The sequence below is a fragment of the Psychrobacter pasteurii genome (assembly GCF_900162815.1).
Classification (GTDB): Bacteria; Pseudomonadota; Gammaproteobacteria; order Pseudomonadales; family Moraxellaceae; genus Psychrobacter; species Psychrobacter pasteurii.
In genome coordinates, this window is the sequence record NZ_FUGD01000065.1 from 1 (window position 1) to 18709 (window position 18709).

Sequence of the window (18709 nt, forward strand, 5' to 3'; positions counted from 1 at the left end):
GGTTAGGTTTTGCGATAATATATTTATGAGCTGATTAAGGTTTGGCATAGTGTGGTTCGTAAGAAAAATTACTATTATGCCTTGTCCTTAGTCAGCTTTCTTGTTTTTTGTCGTGTACAGAGAAAACAGATATAAAATTTAATCGCTTTTGGCTCTAAGAGATAATGCGCTGTAAGAAAGCTTGAGTACGTGGGTGCTCGGATTGCTCAAACAGCTGCTCTGGTGGCCCTACTTCTACCACATGCCCATCTTCCATCAGCATGACCACATCAGCGACATTACGAGCAAAGTTAATTTCATGAGTGACCACCACCATGGTCCAGCCCTCTGAAGCCAGCTGTTGCATGGTCTTTAATACCTCTTGAACCAGTTCTGGATCAAGTGCTGAGGTTGGCTCATCAAAAAGCAGTAAGTCGGGCTCAATGGCAAGCGCGCGAGCAATACCTACTCGCTGCTGTTGACCGCCTGATAGCTGAAAAGGATATAAATCCACTTTATCAGACAAACCCACCTTATCTAGAAGCTGTAAGGCCTTTGCGCGAGCATCGGCTTTATTTTTACCTTGAGCAATGACCGGCCCTAGCATTAAGTTTTCTACTGCAGTTTTGTGCGGAAACAGGTTGTAGGACTGAAAGACCATGCCTGATTTTTGTTGTAACTTACGCATCAAGGCTTTAGAGGGTTTAGCACCAAAGTCTACCTTCAAGCTGCCATCATCAAACTCAATAACGCCCTGCTCAGGAACTTCAAGCGCATTAAGACAGCGTAAAAAAGTGGTTTTCCCTGATCCTGACGGGCCAAGTATCACCACCACACTGCCTTTTTTGATATCCAAATCAATGCCTTTTAGCACTTCATTGTCACCAAAGGCTTTATGGATGTTGGTTATTTTTATCATTGAGATATCCTGTATCTTGCGAGTGCGTGCAAACGTTATGCTTTAGTGTGCTTATGCTAGTGTATGAACGAATTTACTGCCCACTATTTGGCAACATAACGATCCAATCGAGTTTCTAATCGGCCTTGCAGCGTACTTAATGCCAGACAAATCACCCAATAAATAATGGCTGCTTCTGTGTATACCAGCATAAACTCATAGTTACGGGCAGTGATAATCTGGGCCTGCTTAAACATCTCAGTCACTAAGATTAAAGACGCTAAAGAGGTGTCTTTAACCAGACTAATAAAGGTGTTCGATAAAGGAGGAACAGATACCCGTAGCGCTTGAGGCAATACCACATGACGAAACGTCTGCAAATAACTTAAGCCGACTGTAGAGCCTGCCTCCCACTGTCCTTTAGGAATAGATAAAATAGCAGCACGTACTGTTTCAGAAGCATAAGCACCGATGTTTAATGAAAAAGCAATGATTGCGGCTGGAAACGGTTCAAGCTTAACGCCGATACTGGGCAGGCCATAGAAAATAATGAACAGCTGCACCAGCATGGGAGTGCCCCGAATGGCCGAGACATAAGCGCGCGCTAAACGATAAGCAATCTTATGCCACAACGCATTACGAGGAACCACTCGAATCAGCGCCACAACCAAGGCAATACACATGCCTAAAATAAATGAGGCAATGGCAAGAGGTATCGAATAGTAGATAGCCCCTTTAAGCATCGGCCAAAAGGATTGAATGACAATCTCTGCCCGCTCTGGTGACATAAATGGCAGCAGAGCAAGCAGACTTTTTATTGCTTCAAGTAATGAAGAAATCATCTTTTGGTAATGTCCGCACCAAAGAATTGCTGGCTTAGCTCAGATAAAGTGCCATCTTCATGTAACTCTTTCATGGCCGCATCAACTTTTGCTAGTACTTCATCGTTGCCTTTTAGCATAACGATACCCGCACCCGTTTTTTCTTCAGCAGGGGCAACCAGCTTCACTTCTAGATCACTGTTTGGGAATTTATTTAGGTAATCAAGAATGGCTAAGTGATCATTCAACGTCACATCAGCGCGACCTTGTTTAACCAGCTCAATGGCTTGTGCCATACCATCAACAGGAACCACTTCTGCTTCGTATTTCTGGGCAAGCTCACCATAGTTACTGCTTAATGATTGGGCAGACTTAAGACCCTTTAAAGATTCCCAAGAGTTATAGCGGCTATCAGATTTTGGCGCAAGAATGGCCGCGCCAGACCAGTTGTAAGGCTCAGCGATGTCATATTTAGCTTGGCGCTCTGGTGTGGTTAGGGCCACTTGGTTTGCCACCATATCAAAGCGTTTGGCATCAAGGCCGGCTAGCATGGCATCCCACTGAGTCTCTTTAAACTCAACCTTTACGCCTAGTTTATCAGCAACAGCGCGAGTCACTTCTACATCATAGCCCGTTAGGTTGTCTTGCTCATCGTGGTAAGTGTATGGAGGATATGTGCCTTCAGTGCCTACGTTAATTGTACCGCCATTGTTGATGCGGTTTAGTAGGTCTGATTCAGTTGCAGAAGTATCCGTAGCTTCCGTCTTATCTGAAGGCGATTGACCACAGGCAGCAACCAATACGGCTGTTGCAGCAACTGTTGTTATATTTCTAAAAGTGCGAAAGCTCATGGTATTTCCTCTAATTTAAAATAAAAGATAGTTATATGGTTTTTTATATCCATAGCTGGCTGAGAGTCCTTGATGGGACTTCCCTGTCCTGATTCAAGTAAATTTATCATTCCAAAATAGCATTAATATATCTCGTTTTGGCATGGCTAGTATCTAACTCCCTTGAAATCTACTCTACATTCTACCAAGATAAAGGGCTGTCAGGTCAAACATGAACATAAAAAGTACCTTTATAACCAATACTTTTAGCAGATGGCCAAAAAAAGACAAGTGTTTACTAAAAATTATTATTATAATAGCAAGCATTTGGTTATAATTGCTTAATATTTGTATAGATAAATTCATAAAATAAAAGAAGGTGTATAACACTAATGATTAGCTTATTTGATATGTTCAAGATTGGCATTGGTCCCTCAAGCTCACACACTATGGGGCCTATGGTCGCCGCTGGCAAGTTTATAGATGAACTGCTGCAGCAATACGACCTGTCTGATATTGAGCGTATTCAAGTTGACTTGTATGGCTCGCTCGCCTCGACAGGTAAGGGACATGCTACCGATACCGCTTGTATCTTAGGTCTCTTAGGTTTTAAAGCCGATAAAATTGATACCAATAAAGTCGACGAGTATCTAGCACCTGTACTAAACGAGCAACTATTAAATTTCGCTGGCAAGCAGGTTATCTCTTTTAATTATGATACCGACATCGTGTGGCACCCTCAAACTACATTGCCTCATCACCCTAATGGATTAAGCTTCACCGCTTATATTGAAGGTGAGATTGCTCTGGAAAAAAATTATTACTCAATTGGCGGCGGTTTTGTGGCAACTGAGGATGAGTACAGCTCAGAAGACACACAGAGCAGCAGTGAGGCAGATAGTGTCGCCATCACCAGCGATAGTAATGTGCCCTACCCGTTTCAAAACGGTAACGAGCTATTGGCTCAATGCAAAAAGCATAACCTTAGCATCAGTGACGTTATGATGGCCAACGAGCTATCCCTTCGTGATGAGGCGACAATTTATCAATACCTAGACGAAGTCTGGGAGGTTATGCAGCAGTGTGTTAAAAACGGCTGTAAAGGTGAAGGTATTTTACCTGGTGGATTAAAAGTAAAACGCCGAGCCAAAGACATGTATCGTCAGCTATTAGACGAGCTTGAGAGCCCAAAAAAGAGTGCCGATAAGCTAATGGCCATGGACTGGGTAGATTTATTTGCTCTAGCGGTGAATGAAGAAAATGCCAATGGCGGGCGTGTGGTCACTGCCCCAACCAATGGAGCGGCGGGTATTATTCCAGCTGTACTGCATTACTACCGTGATTTTCTGCCGCACTATAAGCAGCAAGGGGTTCGCGAGTTCCTACTAACAGCAGCTGCTATTGGCACTATTATCAAACAAAATGCCTCTATCTCAGGCGCTGAAGTGGGCTGCCAAGGCGAAGTTGGCTCAGCCTGTGCCATGGCGGCAGCGGGTCTGGCGCATGTCATGGGCCTGACCCCTTCTCAGTGTACCAATGCCGCTGAAATCGGTATTGAGCATAACTTAGGACTCACTTGTGACCCTATTGGCGGGCTGGTACAAGTGCCTTGTATTGAGCGTAACGCTATGGGGGCCGTTAAGGCCATTAACGCGGCTCGTTTGGCCAGTCGCGGTGATGGTGAGCACCATGTGCCCCTTGATAAAGCCATTGCTACCATGAAGGCCACAGGCGCGGATATGATGGATAAGTATAAAGAGACGGCCATGGGCGGGCTTGCAGTGCATGCTTATAACCCTGAGCAGCATGCGGATGGCAGCCGCATTGATGTGGTTGAGATCGGTGTCGGTTATCCGCAGTGCTAATATTAAACCCCTAAACAATATAACCATAAAAAAAGACCCGTCTTATATCAGATTGGTCTTTTTTATTGGCTAATGATGAGTCGCTAGCTTAAGCTACTGGCCATTCATTTCGTTATGAATTTGTCTTAATGTGTTCTCAAAATCTTGTTGCGACATAGCCCCAGGTATCGCATATTTATCATTGATCACAAAGTAAGGCACACCACGAACGCCTAGACTTGAGGCCTCTTGTTGATCGGCTATTACCTCTGCTTTAAATTCTTCACCCTCCAGCAAAGCCGCCACATCAATATCCAATCCCACCTTATTAGCAATTGAAATCAGCACCTCACGGCTTGCTAACTCCTTTTGTTCAATAAAATAGGCTTTATAGATCGCTTTTTTGAGCGAATCAGCAAGTTCAGGTGCATTTTGTTGCACATACTTGGTCAAGCGATGGGCATCTGTAGTATTGGTAAACAAGGTATCAGCATAATCAAAGCCTATGCCTTCCTCTGCTGCCAATTGCGATATTTTTTGGACTTGTTCCCCAGCTTGCTCATAACTGATGCCGTATTTTTTGGCAAAGCGCTCTTGAGTGGGACCTGCAGAAGTTAGCGGTGCATTGGGATCTAGCTGAAAGGCCTTTAATTCAATCTCGATTTTATCAGGCAACTCACCTCGTGACTGCAGCTGAGCAATGGCTTTGTCTAATCTAACCTCGCCGATATAGCAATAAGGGCAAGCATAGTCAGACCAATAAGTGATTTTCATAGTTTCTCTCTTTATTTCTCTCTTTGTTTTTCTCTTTACTCTTTCAACACTCTATAGACTATCAAATTAGTCACAGACTCGCTTTATTATTAAATCTTACACATAAAAAAAGACCAACCCCGAATGGGACTGGTCTTTTTTGTCTGTTAATGAGCTACGAGAGCCATTAACTAGCCATTGTTGCTACGACGGGCTGGGCGTGCTGGACGGCCTTCACCTGAACGAGCTGGGCCACTACGACGTTGTCCTGCTGGCTTAGCTGCTGCTGCGCCTGGCTTACCACCGCCGCCGAAACGACGACCTGAAGGCTTACCGCTTGGACGACCTGCGCCGTGACCACGTTTTTCGCCACTGGCATTGTCGTTAGACTTGCCACGGTAGCCACCGCCACCATTACCACCACGACGGTTACCAGCACCTGGTCCACCACGGCGATTGCCGCCACGACCACGTTTAGCGCCAGTACCTACCGCTAGGTCTTTGGTGTTTTTCTTAGGTTCCATGCCTTCAACTTCTTCAACTGACATAGTACGCTTCAAGTAACGATTGATGGCGTCAAGTTGTGGACGGTCATCAATGCTACAAATGTTGATAGCAATACCAGTACGGCCGGCACGACCACTACGACCGATGCGATGCACGTAATCTTCAGTTTGACGAGGAAGATCATAGTTAAATACGTGAGTGATACCACTTACGTCAATACCACGAGCTGCTACGTCTGTCGCTACTAAAATGGTAATTTTGCCGGCTTTCACATCATTGATGATGCGAGTACGCTTGGCTTGTGGTAAGTCACCATGTAAGAAGCTGGCTTTATGGCCTTGCTCTTTAAGACTCTTAGCTAAAGTCTCACAGCTACGCTTAGTAGCAGCGAATATGATCGCTTGGTTCACATCTTTTTGAGTTAGCAAGTTGTCTAAAAGACGGTTTTTGTGATTGAAGTCATCAGCATAATATACTGACTCATCAATGTGCTTGGTTTCTGCTTTAATCGCAATGCGCTCAGGGTTGTTGGTGAATCTGGCAGCAATCTTACCAACTGGGCCATCCCAAGTTGCAGAACACATAATGGTTTGACGGGTCTTAGGAGCCGCTTGCATTACTTTTTCGATATCTTCAGCAAAACCCATATCTAACATGCGGTCTGCTTCATCAAGAATTAGAATGTCTAATTCAGATAAGTCAATGCGACCTGAGTTCATGTGATCAATAAAGCGACCTGGCGTTGCGATAATGATTTGAACGCCTTTGTTAAGGGCACGAATCTGGCCACCGTAAGGGGCGCCGCCCACTAAAGGTACGCTGAAGATATTGCGAGTTTTTGAGCTATATTGACGAACGCTATCACTTACTTGGTTAGCAAGTTCACGTGTTGGTGTCAAAATTACCGTATGAATGGTTTTGTTGGTTGCTTTATCACGAATGATTTTATCAAGCATTGGCAATACGAATGCAGCAGTTTTACCACTACCTGTTTGCGCAGACAACAATAAGTCACGACCGGCTAATGCTGGCGGGATAGATTGAGCTTGAATAGGGGTTGGTTGATCGTAACCGGCTGCTGATAGAGCAGATAGAAGTTCAGGAGAAAGGTCTAAGTCTACAAAGCTAATGCCGTCTTCAGAAGGGGTTACGCCTTCAATTTCGTCAGCTGCGTTGTTTAGGATGGTGTCTAAGTTTGACATAAATGTGTGTCCATTAAGTTACTGCCACTATCAATTCGGCCAATGCTGAAGGCCAGTAGTGATCAGTTAAAGTTTTTTAGGTACAACACAGATAAGCGTAAATTAAGAAGTACATCCTATGTACAAGTTAGATACGTATTTTGATGGTTGTTACCGGTGAATCGTTAGCGTCAATAGCTTCTAATATCAATAAGTTATTAGAGAGGTTATTGGAAAGGCTAACAGCAAAATCATCGGCAACAATTATAAAAGGTGTCTTCTCCAGACGACAATTGCGGGCGATGTTATCAATCAGCAAGCGCGTAGTATAACACAATGATTTTAAATAGGTAGGTTATTTCAAAATTAATTAAAACAACCTACCTGTTTTATCCGCTATTTACCAATTAAGCTTAGTTAATTGGCTTTAGCTCTAACTCTACAGCTCTTTTCACAGCAGGTCTTGCAGCGATTTGCTTCGCCCAGCGCTGTACGTTGGTATAACTTGAAGCATCTAAGAACTCTGCCCCATTTTCATACAACTGATCCAATACCACCTGTCCGTACCACGCCCAAATAATCATATCAGCAATAGTGTAGCGCTCTTCCCCATCACCAATCATATACTCTGAATTGGCCAAATGCTTGTCTAACACATCCAGCTGGCGCTTGGTTTCCATAGTAAATCGATCAATAGGATATTGCATTGGGTACGGCGCATAGCTAAAGAAGTGGCCAAACCCGCCGCCAACATAAGGAGCACTACCCATCTGCCACATGGTCCAGCTTAAACAAGCCGCTCGCTTGTGTGCATTGTCTGTGGCCAGAGGGATAAATTTCTCAAACTTCTCAGCCAAGTACATCATGATCGCCCCTGATTCAAAGATATGGACAGGACCTTCTTCATTTGAGTAATCCACTAAGGCGGGAATCTTAGAGTTGGGGTTAATGGTCACAAATTCTGAGCCAAACTGATCGCCTTCCATAATATCAATCTTGAAAGCGTCATACTTCGCACCTTCCACTCCCAATTCGGCCAACTCTTCTAGCAGCATATTGATTTTCACGCCATTAGGGGTGTTTAGCGAGTACAGCTGTAGTGGGTTTTCACCTTTAGGTAGCTTTTGTTTATGACGAGCGCCAGCGGTAGGCTTGTTAGTATTGGCAAACTTTCCTCCATTGCCTTCTACTGGCTTCCAAACTTTTGGTGGGGTGTAGTCATTGTTGTTAGTTGTAGTGTCTTTATTCATAGCATCTTGTGTCATAGTAAATCCATTGGTTTAGTTATTGATTAAGTTGTCTTTATTGTTAGTGGCACTTAGTTAGTGCAATGATTAGAAAAAGTATTTTTTGCGACAATGGCTGTCATTATATAGCCTTTCTTCAGTCAGTTGAGTATGAGTCTATTTACAAATGGGTGTGAATGAGTAAAGAGTCATAAAACCTGCTGTTTATCTTTATCGTCTATCTTTACTGTCTATAGTTAGTCGCATCAGGTCATGAGTGGTCGTAGATTCTCAGCAGTAGAGTTGCTATGCTCAAAAGCTGTCAATTAATAAAAAATCAAATAAAGACAGTACACCTAAAGCAAGTACAACATTTGGATTAAGGATAATCTTTTATGCACAGCTTTAATTTTAAAACTAAAAAACAGTCCTATCCTGTCAAAGTCCGTATCAACGAACCTAGCGACAGTCAAAATAATAACTTAAATATCACCTTGGTGCTAATGACTGCCATTGGTGTGCCTCTCAGAAAGTATCGTACGTTCATAGACGCACTGACGCAAAAGGGCTTCACTGTGGTAAGCGCAGACTATCCTTGCTGTGGTGAAAACCGACCGCATATCAAAAGAGGTGTCGACTATGGCTATCGCGACTTGGTGGTTAGTTTCATACCTAAGTTGATTGACGTAGCAAAACAGACCACACCTGATAACCAAATTATATTGTTCGGACACAGCCTAGGTGCTCATATCGCCAGTCTATATTGTGCCACAACCGACTTTGCGATGGTCGGCGTGGCTACTGGCAATATCCATTATAAAAACTGGAAAGGCTTCGGAAAAATTAAGATATTAGCTGCCATTGTGACATTCGAGCTACTTATTCGGGTTTATGGCTATTTACCAGGTTATAAGGTTGGGTTTGGTCATAGGGAGGCTAAGACCTTGATGAAAGATTGGCTGCACACTGCCAAAACGGGGCGTTATGACTTTATGAGAAAGTCGTTAAATACCGGTCTTGGACGCGGCTTGTTTATCAACATTGTGGGTGATGACTTTGCACCATATAAATCTACCAAACGGCTGTCTAAGTTATGTGCTGACTCACAGCTAAATAAAGTGAAGATTGACCCCTCACTTAAGGGTAACCCACACAGCGCTTGGCTAAAGTCGCCTAATGAGATCATTGATGAGGTATATAAAAATCTAGATTTTTTTGTAGATTAGGATTAAAAAATCAGGATTTTAGGTGGCTAACATTAACACTAAAAAGTTTAAGCCGTCTTCATGATATTATAGACGGCTATTTTTTTAGTTCATTGAATAAAATTATTCATACTCCCTCTTCAAACCTAAATCTTTAGGTCCTTATATGCCCAATAAAGAAAAACCAAATAACTCTTCGGCGGATGCTCCTTCGCCTGCGCTAGATACAGAACCCAAAGTTAAACTCTCGCCACTGCAGTCCAAATATTTACCCTATGTACTGGCAGTGGCTTTGTTTATGCAAATCTTGGATGCCACCATCCTTAATACAGCTCTGCCCGAGATGGCTTTAGCCTTAGGAGAGCCCCCACTACAAATGCAGTGGGCGGTAATTAGCTATGCCCTAACTTTGGCCATATTCATTCCAGTTAGTGGGTTCTTAGCCGATAAATATGGCACTCGAAAAGTCTTTTTAAGTGCCATTATTTTATTTAGTATCGGTTCAATATTGTGTGCCATGTCACCAAACCTAGATATGCTAGTTGCATCGCGGGTGGTGCAAGGTATTGGCGGGGCTATGATGACTCCGGTAGCTCGCTTAATCTTAGTGAAATCTTATCCGCGAAATCAGCTCCTGACCGTGATGAACTTCGCTGTCATTCCAGCATTGATTGCTCCGCTAGTTGGGCCACTGGTTGGTGGTTATCTGGTGCAATATGCCAGTTGGCACTGGATTTTTTTGATTAATATTCCGATGGGCGTCTTGGGTCTTATTATGGGCTACAAATTAGTCCCTGATATCAGAGAGGCCGCTGGCAAGTTAGATTGGCTAGGTTTCGCTCTTTTTGCCATAGCGGCAGGCTTGCTAACCTTAGCGGTTGAGTTTTTATCTCAGCCAGGCGAGGCACTGCCTGGTATTACCATGTCAGCCATCGCCTTAAGCTTGCTGTTTATTTATGTGCGTCATGCCCGTAAAGCAAGCAACCCGATATTTCCTTTGACCCTATTTAAGGTGCGTACCTTTAGAATTGGTATCACTGGTAACTTATTTACCCGTCTTGGTATCAGTGCTGTCCCCTATTTGCTACCGTTATTGTTTCAGGTAGCTTTCAAATACACTCCCTCGCAGGCAGGCTGGTTATTAACTCCGATTGCAGTGGGTGCTATGGGCATCAAGCCTTGGGTAAGCAAGATTATTCAACGCTTTAGTTACCGCAAAGTCTTGGTTGCTAACACCACTTTGCTAGGTATTTTAATCATTCTTTTGGCACAATTAGATGCCTCAATTCCTTGGTATTATATTGCCCCACTATTGGTGGTTATGGGCGCTTGTAACTCCATGCAGTTTAGTGCCATGAACACCATTACTATTGGTGATCTTGAGGGGCCTCAGACCAGTAGTGGCAATAGTTTAATGGCCGTCAACCAACAGTTGGCCATAAGCTTTGGTATTGCGTTTGGTGCGGCCATATTGACAGTATTTAGCGATAGACTCAATTTTGAAGTCGTGAGTGCTTTTAACGCCACTTACTATGTATTGGGTATCATCACTATCATATCGGGATTGTCATTTTTACGATTGAAACCTGAAGATGGCCGCGGCTTATATTAAGCTGTACTTTTTTATATTTAAAAAAAATTAATTGAAAATGTCCTATAATAGGGGGAAGGGAGCTCCCCCTAAGACAGTCTATATCGGCCATAAAAACCATACTTTTGTTAATAAATGCTGTATAAAACATGCATAGCCTTTAGTAATGACTGAACACAAAAATATAAAAAAATGTTGAATTTATCACAACATTAGAGTATTTTTTTATTGCAACATCCATGTAATCTAATCTGATAAGGACAGGGCCTATGAGCATGCAAGACGTCATTGAACGCATTGAAGAACGCTATCCACACCAACCTGAATTCATTCAAGCGGTAAAAGAGGTAGCGAGCACTATTGACGTTGTTTATGATCGCGAACCACGCTTCGCAAAGCATAAAGTATTTGAGCGCCTAACCGAGCCTGACCGTATTATTAGCTTTCGAATCAATTGGGAAGATGATGAAGGCAATATCCAAATCAACCGTGGTTGGCGTGTCCAATTTAGCAATGCCTTAGGTCCCTACAAGGGCGGCATTCGCTTCCACCCTACTGTAAACGAGTCTATCCTAAAATTCTTAGGCTTCGAACAAATCTTCAAAAACGCACTAACCGGCCTACCTATGGGCGGCGCAAAAGGCGGTTCCGACTTTGATCCTGAGGGCAAATCAGACAGCGAAATCCGTCGTTTTTGTTATGCGTTTATGCGTGAACTTTACCGTTACATTGGCCAAGACATGGATGTTCCAGCCGGTGATATCGGAGTAAGTGGCAAAGAAGTTAGCTACATGTTCGCGATGTATAAAAACCTAACCAATGAATACAATGGGGTGCTAACTGGTAAAGGTGTTGGCTTCGGTGGTAGTTTATGCCGTTCAGAAGCAACAGGTTATGGAGCAGTTTATTTCTTACAAAATATGCTAAAAGCTCATAACGACCGAATGGAAGGCAAAACGGTATTGGTATCTGGTGCCGGTAATGTCGCAGTTCACGCGGCAGAAAAAGCGATTGCTTTGGGCGCTAAAGTAATCACTTTGTCAGACTCAAAAGGTACTTTATACGATGAGTTTGGCTTCGACCAAGAGAAGCTGGATTGGGTGAAAGAACAAAAAGCCAATCGTCAGCCATTATTTGAGTACCACAGAAAGTTTGGTGGTAGCGGTGTGTGGTTACCAGGTCAAAAACCTTGGCAATTTGATGGTGACATCGCTATCCCATGTGCTACTCAAAACGAAGTGACTGCCGCTGATGCTGAAGCCATGTACAATCATGGTATTCGCTATGTAGTTGAAGGCGCTAACATGCCTCTTGATGCCGATGCGATCGACTTTGTTCGTGAAAACAAAATGCGTTATGCGCCAGGTAAAGCAGCTAACGCTGGTGGCGTGGCAGTATCTGGTTTAGAAATGTCACAAAACTCAGTGCGTCAATACCGTACTTTCCAAGACGTTGATAAGCAGCTACAAATTATCATGAGAAACATCCATGATGACGCTGCACAAGCTTCTGAAGAGTATGGCTTTAACCAAGATGGCTGTATTGACTATATGTCAGGTGCTAACATTGCAGGCTATAAGCGTGTGGCCAATGCTTTAGTGGCTTACGGTATCTTGAACTAAGCAGCTATTAATGAACTAGGCTTAGACTTGGCTAATAATAGCTTGCTAAACAAAAAGGGTGGACTGGAAAACAGTTCACCCTTTTTTTGTGTTTTTAATTTGGTGCGTCTTGAATATGTGCATCTTAAATAAAGGTTATTTGATAATCGACAAAATCTCTAGCGGTAACTCTATGGTTTCCAAAATAACCTTTAACGGTATGACCCCTACTTCAGCTTGAGTCTTGACCCGTTTGTCTTTCACTGAATATATTTTGGCAGCCAACCCTTTATCTAGCTTAACGCTGCTATTAATAGGATTCAAAGGCGCATACATACCGCCTTGTAACTGCAGCTGACAGTTATTAAACGAGGTATTAGAGCAAAGTTGGTTTAATAAGGCACGTTGCTGAGTACTCAAAGCGTCTTTTTTGATATTTTGAGTGTGCCCATAACGAAAACTTAAGGTGATATTGACACTGTTATCTGGATAACGGTTGATTAAAATCGGCTGATCAATCGTTATATCTGTTGCAGACAACTGCGAGACTAAATCGAGGCCCTCGTTACCCGTGGAAATAAGATAAGAGTAATTGTCTCCCACGAGCACACTGCCCTTTTGTCTGATTCCATTATGGGTGGGATATCCGATATTGCGAATTACTTCTGATGTCGCTGCCTGTTCTAGAATCTGTGAGGAGTTAACGGCGGGATGATAAATAGAATTACCACAACCCACTAAAACTAGGCTACTTAGACTCAGCCCTCCACAAAGAGCAATTTTTACGCAGCAACTTTGAGACAGCATTGGATACACACTCCTAGCAAGCTTAACTATTAGATTGAGTCTTAAAAGGCTCAGAGAATTGCAGAATAACGAAGCCCACGATAGATAGGATGATGGCAATCTCATAGCGGCCCGTAGCCACAGAGATACCTATGGCTGCCGTGTTCCATAAACTGGCTGCTGTTGCCGTTCCTTTAGCCCCTTCCTCGCTTTTGAAGATAGCGCCACCGCCAATAAAGCCCATACCGGTGATAATGGCATACATAATCCTGGCTTCAGCATCGCCTTTATATATATCCATTCCAACTAACATAAAAGCACAGGAAGCAATGGTTACTAGCGGAAAGGTTCTAAGCCCTGCCCCACTATCCTTCATTTCTCGGTTCAATGCGATGGGCAATGACAGCATAAAAGCAATAAACAGCTTAAATAAGTGATAGCCCATCAATTGAAAATTGATATCTAAATCTAACATATCCGGCCTCCTTTCCTGATCTTGTTAATACCCTTATTGAACAAGATAGTAACGAAAATCAGGGGGTTAAACCGTTTAGAGTCCGTTAACTTTTAGCTTATTTGGTATGGATTTTGCTTTCTGGCCTTTGTAATTATCGTAAATTCTGTTTTATAAGATGAGTTTTGCAAAGTGGTACTGAGTTTGATTCTATTTGCTTAGGCTATTTTATATCTTATAACTATAAGAAGATATAGACCTAACAAACAGGCCTACATCTCTTTTTGATTAACGCGCTTCATTAGCTCTTCTGCGCTCTCAACCCTTTCTGAGTATCTATCAACCAGATAGTCGGCTTGGTCGCGAGTTAATAGCGTAAAGCGCATCAGCTCTTCCATCACATCGACGATACGCAAGTAAAACCCTGAAGGCTTCATACGTCTCGTCACTGTGCCATCTGCCTGCTCTACTTCTTCAAACTCTAAGAAAGCTTTGGTGACAGAAGATTGGTTTGGAATGGTGATCATGCGCATCCAGCGTCCTAAGACTCTAAGTTGATTCACTGTATTAAACGATTGTGATCCCCCACATACCTGCATTACAGCTAAAGTCTTGCCCTGAGTTGGGCGCACTGCCCCAAGTGATAGTGGTATCCAGTCAATCTGTGACTTCATAATGCCGGTCATTGAGCCGTGACGCTCAGGAGAGCACCAAACCATACCCTCACTCCACTGTACGAGCTCACGCAGCTCAGCAACTTTTGGGTGAGTAACCTCTTCACTGTCTGGTAGTGGCAGACCTTCAGGATTAAAGATCTTAACTTCAGCGCCCATAGCCGTTAAGATACGTGCGCACTCCTCTACCACTAAGCGACTGTATGACACTTCCCGTAATGAGCCATACAGCAGTACAAATTTTGGTTTATGAGTAGACAGCTGGCGTTTAAAGTCTTCAATATGAGGTACTTTAAACTGTTCTGGGGCAATGTTAGGTAGGTCGCTAAGGTCGGCTTGTGAGGAATTAGTCATAGTTATCTTCTTTGAAATTGGTTAATTAAGTAAGTTTTAGGGTTTTAAATAGGTTTATTTCTATTTGCTTAGGCTATTTTACTAAATCTAATAACTCCTGCTTACGCTCTGATTCAGGAAGCTGTGCCACTTGCCAAAGCTGCAATACTCGCGCTTCTATGGTGGCAATGGCTTGTTCAAAGTTGGCCTTGGTTTGCTGCTCATCTTCGGTACTTTTTGAGGGATCAGCCAGACCCCAATGAAGCTTAGTTAAGCCTGGCAAACTGCCTAACCAAACAGGACAGGTCTCGCCAGCCGCATTATCGCAGACGGTAATCAGCACATCAGGCTCAAAGCCCTCAAGGTACTGTTTATCGTCCCAACTGTTGCTAGTTAACCCCTCAATGGGATATCTCGCCTCATCAAGGTAACGTAAAGTTAAAGGGTGCACCTCGCCTGCTGGTGTACTGCCCGCACTCTTAGCAATAATTCTAGGCTCACTGCCCTGCTCAGTGTTATTAGCGGCATAATGATTGGTAATGGCTTCAGAGAGCACACTACGGCAGCGGTTATGAGTGCAGATGTACAAAATATTTAAGGGCTTCATAAAGTAGTTCGCTTATTAAGTGGCTTAATGGATTTAGATTTTATTTGCTTAGGCTATTTTATAAAACAGGTTTGTTATTATTAAATTTAATAATGGGACATGTTAGCCGACACTAACTTATTACCGGCAACCATAATGCCAATGCCGTTAAAGTGGCCAGCAGCACAGGGACGGTTAAGATAACCCCCACCTTAAAGTAATAACCCCAAGTGATAACCACCTCTTTACTTGCCAGCACATGCAGCCACAGCAAGGTAGCCAGTGAGCCAATCGGAGTAATCTTCGGCCCCAAGTCTGAACCAATGACATTGGCATAGACCATCGCCTGGGTAATGGTATCAGGCTGAGTGCTATCGGCAATAGCCAAAGACTGAATCAGCACTGTGGGCATATTATTCATAATAGAAGACAGGCCTGCTGACATAAAGCCAGTACCAATCGTAGCCGCCCATAGCCCCTGCTCACCTAACGCATTTAGTGCCACAGTCAAATAACCGGTCAGCCCTTCATTCTTAAGCCCATACACCACCAAGTACATACCAAGGGAGAACACCACCACTTGCCAAGGCGCTTCTTTGAGCACATTAGGCACAGACAACTTATGATTAATCAGCGCGGTAATTAACAAGGTAGCCGCCCCTACTCCCGCGATGGCGCTAATAGGAATCCCTATCGGCTCTAGTACAAAAAAGCCTAGTAATAAAGCGGCCAGTACCAGCCAGCCCATATAAAAGGTCGCTGGGTCTTTAATAGCGCTAACAGGCTCAGGCAAGCTATCGACATCATAGCTGCTCGGGATATCTCGTCTATAAAACAGATATAGCACCAACAAAGAGCTCAGTACCGACACCAAGTTTACTGGGATCATAACTTGAGCATAGCGATCAAAGGGAATGTTAAAGAAGTCGGCAGAGACAATATTCACTAGGTTTGATACCACCAAAGGCAAACTTGCGGTATCCGCAATAAACCCAGCCGCCATGATAAAGGCCAAGGTCGTCGCAGGCGATACTCGCATCTTCACAAGCATGGCAATCACAATGGGCGTCAAGATAAGCGCCGCCCCGTCATTGGCAAACAGTGCGGCTACCACAGCCCCCAATAGCACGATAAGCACAAACAGCTTATTGGCATTGCCCCCACCAAGACGGGCCACGTGTAGCGCAATCCACTCAAAGAAACCGGCCTGATCTAATAGTAGGCTGATGATAATAATGGCAATAAAGGCGAAGGTGGCGTTCCAGACGATATCCCATACTACTGGAATATCACCCAACCCGATCACGCCAGTAATAAGCGCTAATATCGCTCCTAAAGTGGCACTAACCCCAATCCCCAAGCCCCGCGGCTGCCAGATAACCAATATTAGAGTAAATATAAAAATTAAAGCCGCAACGAGCATAATAAGGTCTCTATTTAATAAGTTGTCAGTGTCAGTCTATAAATAAAAAAATGAGCAAATAGCTCAATAAACCAAAAGTCTAAAACATGGACTATGAGTAACTGCCCAGCTAGTAGTAATATTAAGCCTATTGATAAATAAATTTTTAATACTTATATTGGTAATAGGCTAAGTACTAATAATTACAATAAGGAGCTGGATTATGACTAGCATCAATAAGGATTCCATTAATAATACCGCCACACGTAATGAGCGCGAGCCTGAAGCATTCAATGAAACCATTTTAGCCTGTATCGATGGCTCTAATGTGACACAGTCTGTTTGTGATTATGCAGCTTGGTATGCCAATGAGTTAAACCTACCCGTAAGCCTGCTGCATGTCATTGATGTTCCCAAATCCTACCGCCACGATTTGAGCGGTGCTATCGGCATGGACAGCCGTCATAGCCTAATGCAGGAGCTGACCACACTCGATGAGCAAACGGCGCGTATCGCTAACCAACATGGGGAAGCCTTGTTACAAGATGCCAAAGCGCACATCTTAATCTCTTACCCTCAGGCCAATGTCTATAGCCACCTTCGCCGCAGTAAGCTGCTACCTGCTATCGAGCACCATGTCGATAAAAGCCGAGTTATTGTCTTAGGTCGCCGAGGTAAAGACCACCAAAACGATTACGTCAATATTGGTAGTCAAATTGAAAGCGTGGTGCGCGCTGTCAATCGTCCGATCTTAGTTTGCTCTGATGGCTTTATTACCCCAGAGTCGTTTATGGTAGCCTTTGACGGTAGTGAAACCGCAAAAAAAGTGGTGGATATTGTTTGCGAAAATAACATCGCTAAAAACTTAGTGGGCCACATCGTCATGGTCGGCCACAAAGACACAGTTAACGAGACCGAGCTGTATAAAGCACAAAAGAAAATGAGTGACGCAGGCTTTAATATCACCGCTCACTTTATCGACAGCACCAAGATGGATCATGCTGACGTGGTCTCTGCCTTAACCGCGTTCCGTAATGACAACAACATCAGTATGTTCGTTATCGGAGCTTATGGTCATTCTAAATGGCGCCGCTTCTTCGTGGGTAGTACCACCACTAAGTTATTAACTAAGACCACTGCCCCTGTAATACTTCTACGTTAAGGTGTTGCTACGTTAGAACATTACTACGCTAAAGCGGTCATATTAAAAATAAAAAAAACCTGAGCCAGTCTCAGGTTTTTTTGTTTTAGCAGTAATAAGCAGCGATAATAAGCTTTGATCATTATACCAAATCTAAGAAGTCTGCCACAAACTCACTTGAAGGATTGGCGATTAGCTCTTCTGGCGTGCCAATCTGTTCTACTGAGCCATGGTTCATCACCACAATCTCATCAGACACATCGCGCGCTTCTTCTTGGTCGTGGGTTACCATGATACTGGTTACCCCAAGCTCATGGTGAATGTTCTTCAGCCAAGTGCGTAGCTCTTTACGAACTTTGGCATCCAAAGCCCCAAACGGCTCATCTAATAACAATAACTTCGGCTCAACCGCTAAGGCACGGGCTAGAGCGATACGCTGACGCTGACCGCCTGAGAGTTGGTGCGGATAAGCATTGGCTAAGGTTGGTAGTTGAACCAGCTCTAATAGGTAGTTGACGCGTTTTTTGATATCGGCATTGCTAGGACGGCGATCCTTAGGCAGTAGTTTTAAGCCAAAAGCGATATTTTCAGCGATGGTCTTATGACGAAACAAGGCATAGTGTTGAAACATAAAGCCAATTTGACGCTTTTGAACCGGAGTATCAGTGACATCGACACCGTCAAATAAGATATGACCTCTATCGGCATACTCAAGGCCGGCGATAATACGCAGTAAGGTGGTCTTACCACAGCCTGAAGGACCTAATAGCGTGGTTAGCTTACCGGTAGGCACAGTCAATGAAATGTCTTCTAGGGCCACGAAGTTACCAAAGCTTTTATGGACGTTTTGAATATCGATGCTCATGTTTATACTCTTTATTTTTTAATAGGGTCAAA

17 protein-coding genes are annotated in these 18709 nt (G+C 43.6%); 5 read left to right on the plus strand and 12 right to left on the minus strand.

From position 1 onward, the window contains the following. Nucleotides 1–154: 154 nt before the first annotated feature. The 3 genes from A1232T_RS04425 to A1232T_RS04435 form a co-directional block, all read right to left on the minus strand. Nucleotides 155–898, minus strand: coding sequence for an amino acid ABC transporter ATP-binding protein (locus A1232T_RS04425; RefSeq protein ID WP_077448237.1), 744 nt, complete (start codon nt 896–898; stop codon nt 155–157). An 83-nt stretch (nt 899–981) separates the two neighbouring features. Next, complete coding sequence (locus A1232T_RS04430; protein ID WP_077448238.1) at nt 982–1719, minus strand: amino acid ABC transporter permease; 738 nt, start codon at nt 1717–1719, stop codon at nt 982–984. Beyond that, nucleotides 1716–2549 carry an amino acid ABC transporter substrate-binding protein gene (locus tag A1232T_RS04435; RefSeq protein ID WP_077448239.1) on the minus strand — a complete coding sequence of 278 codons (834 nt, stop codon included), beginning with the start codon at nt 2547–2549 and terminating at the stop codon, nt 1716–1718. The genes A1232T_RS04430 and A1232T_RS04435 overlap by 4 nt, the downstream gene beginning before the upstream one ends. 371 nt (nt 2550–2920) lie before the next feature. Here A1232T_RS04435 and A1232T_RS04440 point away from each other — a divergent pair, with 371 nt between their 5' ends. Continuing rightward, a complete protein-coding gene (locus A1232T_RS04440; protein WP_077448240.1) occupies nt 2921–4393 on the plus strand; it encodes an L-serine ammonia-lyase in 1473 nt (490 codons plus the stop codon). A gap of 93 nt (nt 4394–4486) precedes the next feature. On the opposite strand, the gene A1232T_RS04445 is transcribed toward A1232T_RS04440, so the two are convergent. The 3 genes from A1232T_RS04445 to yghU all read right to left on the minus strand — a co-directional run bounded on the left by A1232T_RS04445 (nt 4487) and on the right by yghU (nt 8078). After that, entirely contained in the window at nt 4487–5146 is a 660-nt protein-coding gene (locus A1232T_RS04445; RefSeq protein WP_077448241.1) for a DsbA family oxidoreductase, read from the minus strand. Between the two features lie 170 nt (nt 5147–5316). Beyond that, nucleotides 5317–6834, minus strand: coding sequence for a DEAD/DEAH box helicase CsdA (gene csdA, locus A1232T_RS04450; RefSeq protein WP_077448242.1), 1518 nt, complete (start codon nt 6832–6834; stop codon nt 5317–5319). Nucleotides 6835–7226: 392 nt separating this feature from the next. Continuing rightward, on the minus strand, nt 7227–8078 hold the full coding sequence (gene yghU / locus A1232T_RS04455) for a glutathione-dependent disulfide-bond oxidoreductase (RefSeq protein ID WP_077448243.1): 852 nt from the start codon (nt 8076–8078) through the stop codon (nt 7227–7229). A 356-nt stretch (nt 8079–8434) separates the two neighbouring features. Between yghU and A1232T_RS04460 the strand changes: the two genes are divergently transcribed. The 3 genes from A1232T_RS04460 to gdhA all read left to right on the plus strand — a co-directional run bounded on the left by A1232T_RS04460 (nt 8435) and on the right by gdhA (nt 12457). After that, nucleotides 8435–9265, plus strand: a complete 831-nt coding sequence (locus A1232T_RS04460) for an alpha/beta fold hydrolase (RefSeq protein ID WP_077448244.1) — start codon at nt 8435–8437, stop codon at nt 9263–9265. A 145-nt stretch (nt 9266–9410) separates the two neighbouring features. Then, the gene (locus tag A1232T_RS04465) at nt 9411–10856 is read left to right on the plus strand and encodes a DHA2 family efflux MFS transporter permease subunit (RefSeq protein ID WP_077448245.1); all 1446 of its coding nucleotides are present in this window, start codon (nt 9411–9413) and stop codon (nt 10854–10856) included. Nucleotides 10857–11104: 248 nt separating this feature from the next. Continuing rightward, nucleotides 11105–12457: an NADP-specific glutamate dehydrogenase gene (gdhA, locus tag A1232T_RS04470; protein WP_077448246.1), complete on the plus strand. Its 1353-nt coding sequence runs from the start codon at nt 11105–11107 to the stop codon at nt 12455–12457. A gap of 135 nt (nt 12458–12592) precedes the next feature. On the opposite strand, the gene A1232T_RS04475 is transcribed toward gdhA, so the two are convergent. The 5 genes from A1232T_RS04475 to A1232T_RS04495 all read right to left on the minus strand — a co-directional run bounded on the left by A1232T_RS04475 (nt 12593) and on the right by A1232T_RS04495 (nt 16692). After that, a complete protein-coding gene (locus A1232T_RS04475) occupies nt 12593–13243 on the minus strand; it encodes a hypothetical protein (protein ID WP_143513949.1) in 651 nt (216 codons plus the stop codon). Nucleotides 13244–13265: 22 nt separating this feature from the next. Continuing rightward, on the minus strand, nt 13266–13697 hold the full coding sequence (locus A1232T_RS04480) for an MgtC/SapB family protein (protein ID WP_077448248.1): 432 nt from the start codon (nt 13695–13697) through the stop codon (nt 13266–13268). Nucleotides 13698–13948: 251 nt separating this feature from the next. Continuing rightward, nucleotides 13949–14704 (minus strand): arsenical resistance protein ArsH, encoded by a 756-nt coding sequence (gene arsH, locus A1232T_RS04485; protein WP_077448249.1) that lies wholly within the window; start codon nt 14702–14704, stop codon nt 13949–13951. Between the two features lie 73 nt (nt 14705–14777). Beyond that, nucleotides 14778–15290 (minus strand): arsenate reductase ArsC, encoded by a 513-nt coding sequence (locus A1232T_RS04490; RefSeq protein WP_077448250.1) that lies wholly within the window; start codon nt 15288–15290, stop codon nt 14778–14780. Nucleotides 15291–15402: 112 nt separating this feature from the next. Next, complete coding sequence (locus A1232T_RS04495) at nt 15403–16692, minus strand: arsenic transporter (protein WP_077448251.1); 1290 nt, start codon at nt 16690–16692, stop codon at nt 15403–15405. A 202-nt stretch (nt 16693–16894) separates the two neighbouring features. Here A1232T_RS04495 and A1232T_RS04500 point away from each other — a divergent pair, with 202 nt between their 5' ends. Beyond that, entirely contained in the window at nt 16895–17833 is a 939-nt protein-coding gene (locus A1232T_RS04500) for a universal stress protein (protein ID WP_077448252.1), read from the plus strand. Nucleotides 17834–17954: 121 nt separating this feature from the next. On the opposite strand, the gene A1232T_RS04505 is transcribed toward A1232T_RS04500, so the two are convergent. Continuing rightward, nucleotides 17955–18677, minus strand: a complete 723-nt coding sequence (locus A1232T_RS04505; RefSeq protein WP_077448253.1) for a sulfate/molybdate ABC transporter ATP-binding protein — start codon at nt 18675–18677, stop codon at nt 17955–17957. Nucleotides 18678–18709: the final 32 nt, after the last annotated feature.

What these genes read in the sequence shown, in the direction of transcription:
- csdA (WP_077448242.1), bottom strand. Translation starts at nt 6,834, where the DNA reads ATGTCAAACTTAGACACCATCCTAAACAACGCAGCTGACGAAATTGAA.
- A1232T_RS04435 (WP_077448239.1), bottom strand. Translation starts at nt 2,549, where the DNA reads ATGAGCTTTCGCACTTTTAGAAATATAACAACAGTTGCTGCAACAGCC.
- yghU (WP_077448243.1), bottom strand. Translation starts at nt 8,078, where the DNA reads ATGACACAAGATGCTATGAATAAAGACACTACAACTAACAACAATGAC.
- arsH (WP_077448249.1), bottom strand. Translation starts at nt 14,704, where the DNA reads ATGACTAATTCCTCACAAGCCGACCTTAGCGACCTACCTAACATTGCC.
- gdhA (WP_077448246.1), top strand. Translation starts at nt 11,105, where the DNA reads ATGAGCATGCAAGACGTCATTGAACGCATTGAAGAACGCTATCCACAC.
- A1232T_RS04480 (WP_077448248.1), bottom strand. Translation starts at nt 13,697, where the DNA reads ATGTTAGATTTAGATATCAATTTTCAATTGATGGGCTATCACTTATTT.
- A1232T_RS04460 (WP_077448244.1), top strand. Translation starts at nt 8,435, where the DNA reads ATGCACAGCTTTAATTTTAAAACTAAAAAACAGTCCTATCCTGTCAAA.
- A1232T_RS04445 (WP_077448241.1), bottom strand. Translation starts at nt 5,146, where the DNA reads ATGAAAATCACTTATTGGTCTGACTATGCTTGCCCTTATTGCTATATC.
- A1232T_RS04495 (WP_077448251.1), bottom strand. Translation starts at nt 16,692, where the DNA reads ATGCTCGTTGCGGCTTTAATTTTTATATTTACTCTAATATTGGTTATC.
- A1232T_RS04490 (WP_077448250.1), bottom strand. Translation starts at nt 15,290, where the DNA reads ATGAAGCCCTTAAATATTTTGTACATCTGCACTCATAACCGCTGCCGT.
- A1232T_RS04475 (WP_143513949.1), bottom strand. Translation starts at nt 13,243, where the DNA reads ATGCTGTCTCAAAGTTGCTGCGTAAAAATTGCTCTTTGTGGAGGGCTG.
- A1232T_RS04425 (WP_077448237.1), bottom strand. Translation starts at nt 898, where the DNA reads ATGATAAAAATAACCAACATCCATAAAGCCTTTGGTGACAATGAAGTG.
- A1232T_RS04430 (WP_077448238.1), bottom strand. Translation starts at nt 1,719, where the DNA reads ATGATTTCTTCATTACTTGAAGCAATAAAAAGTCTGCTTGCTCTGCTG.
- A1232T_RS04465 (WP_077448245.1), top strand. Translation starts at nt 9,411, where the DNA reads ATGCCCAATAAAGAAAAACCAAATAACTCTTCGGCGGATGCTCCTTCG.
- A1232T_RS04500 (WP_077448252.1), top strand. Translation starts at nt 16,895, where the DNA reads ATGACTAGCATCAATAAGGATTCCATTAATAATACCGCCACACGTAAT.
- A1232T_RS04440 (WP_077448240.1), top strand. Translation starts at nt 2,921, where the DNA reads ATGATTAGCTTATTTGATATGTTCAAGATTGGCATTGGTCCCTCAAGC.
- A1232T_RS04505 (WP_077448253.1), bottom strand. Translation starts at nt 18,677, where the DNA reads ATGAGCATCGATATTCAAAACGTCCATAAAAGCTTTGGTAACTTCGTG.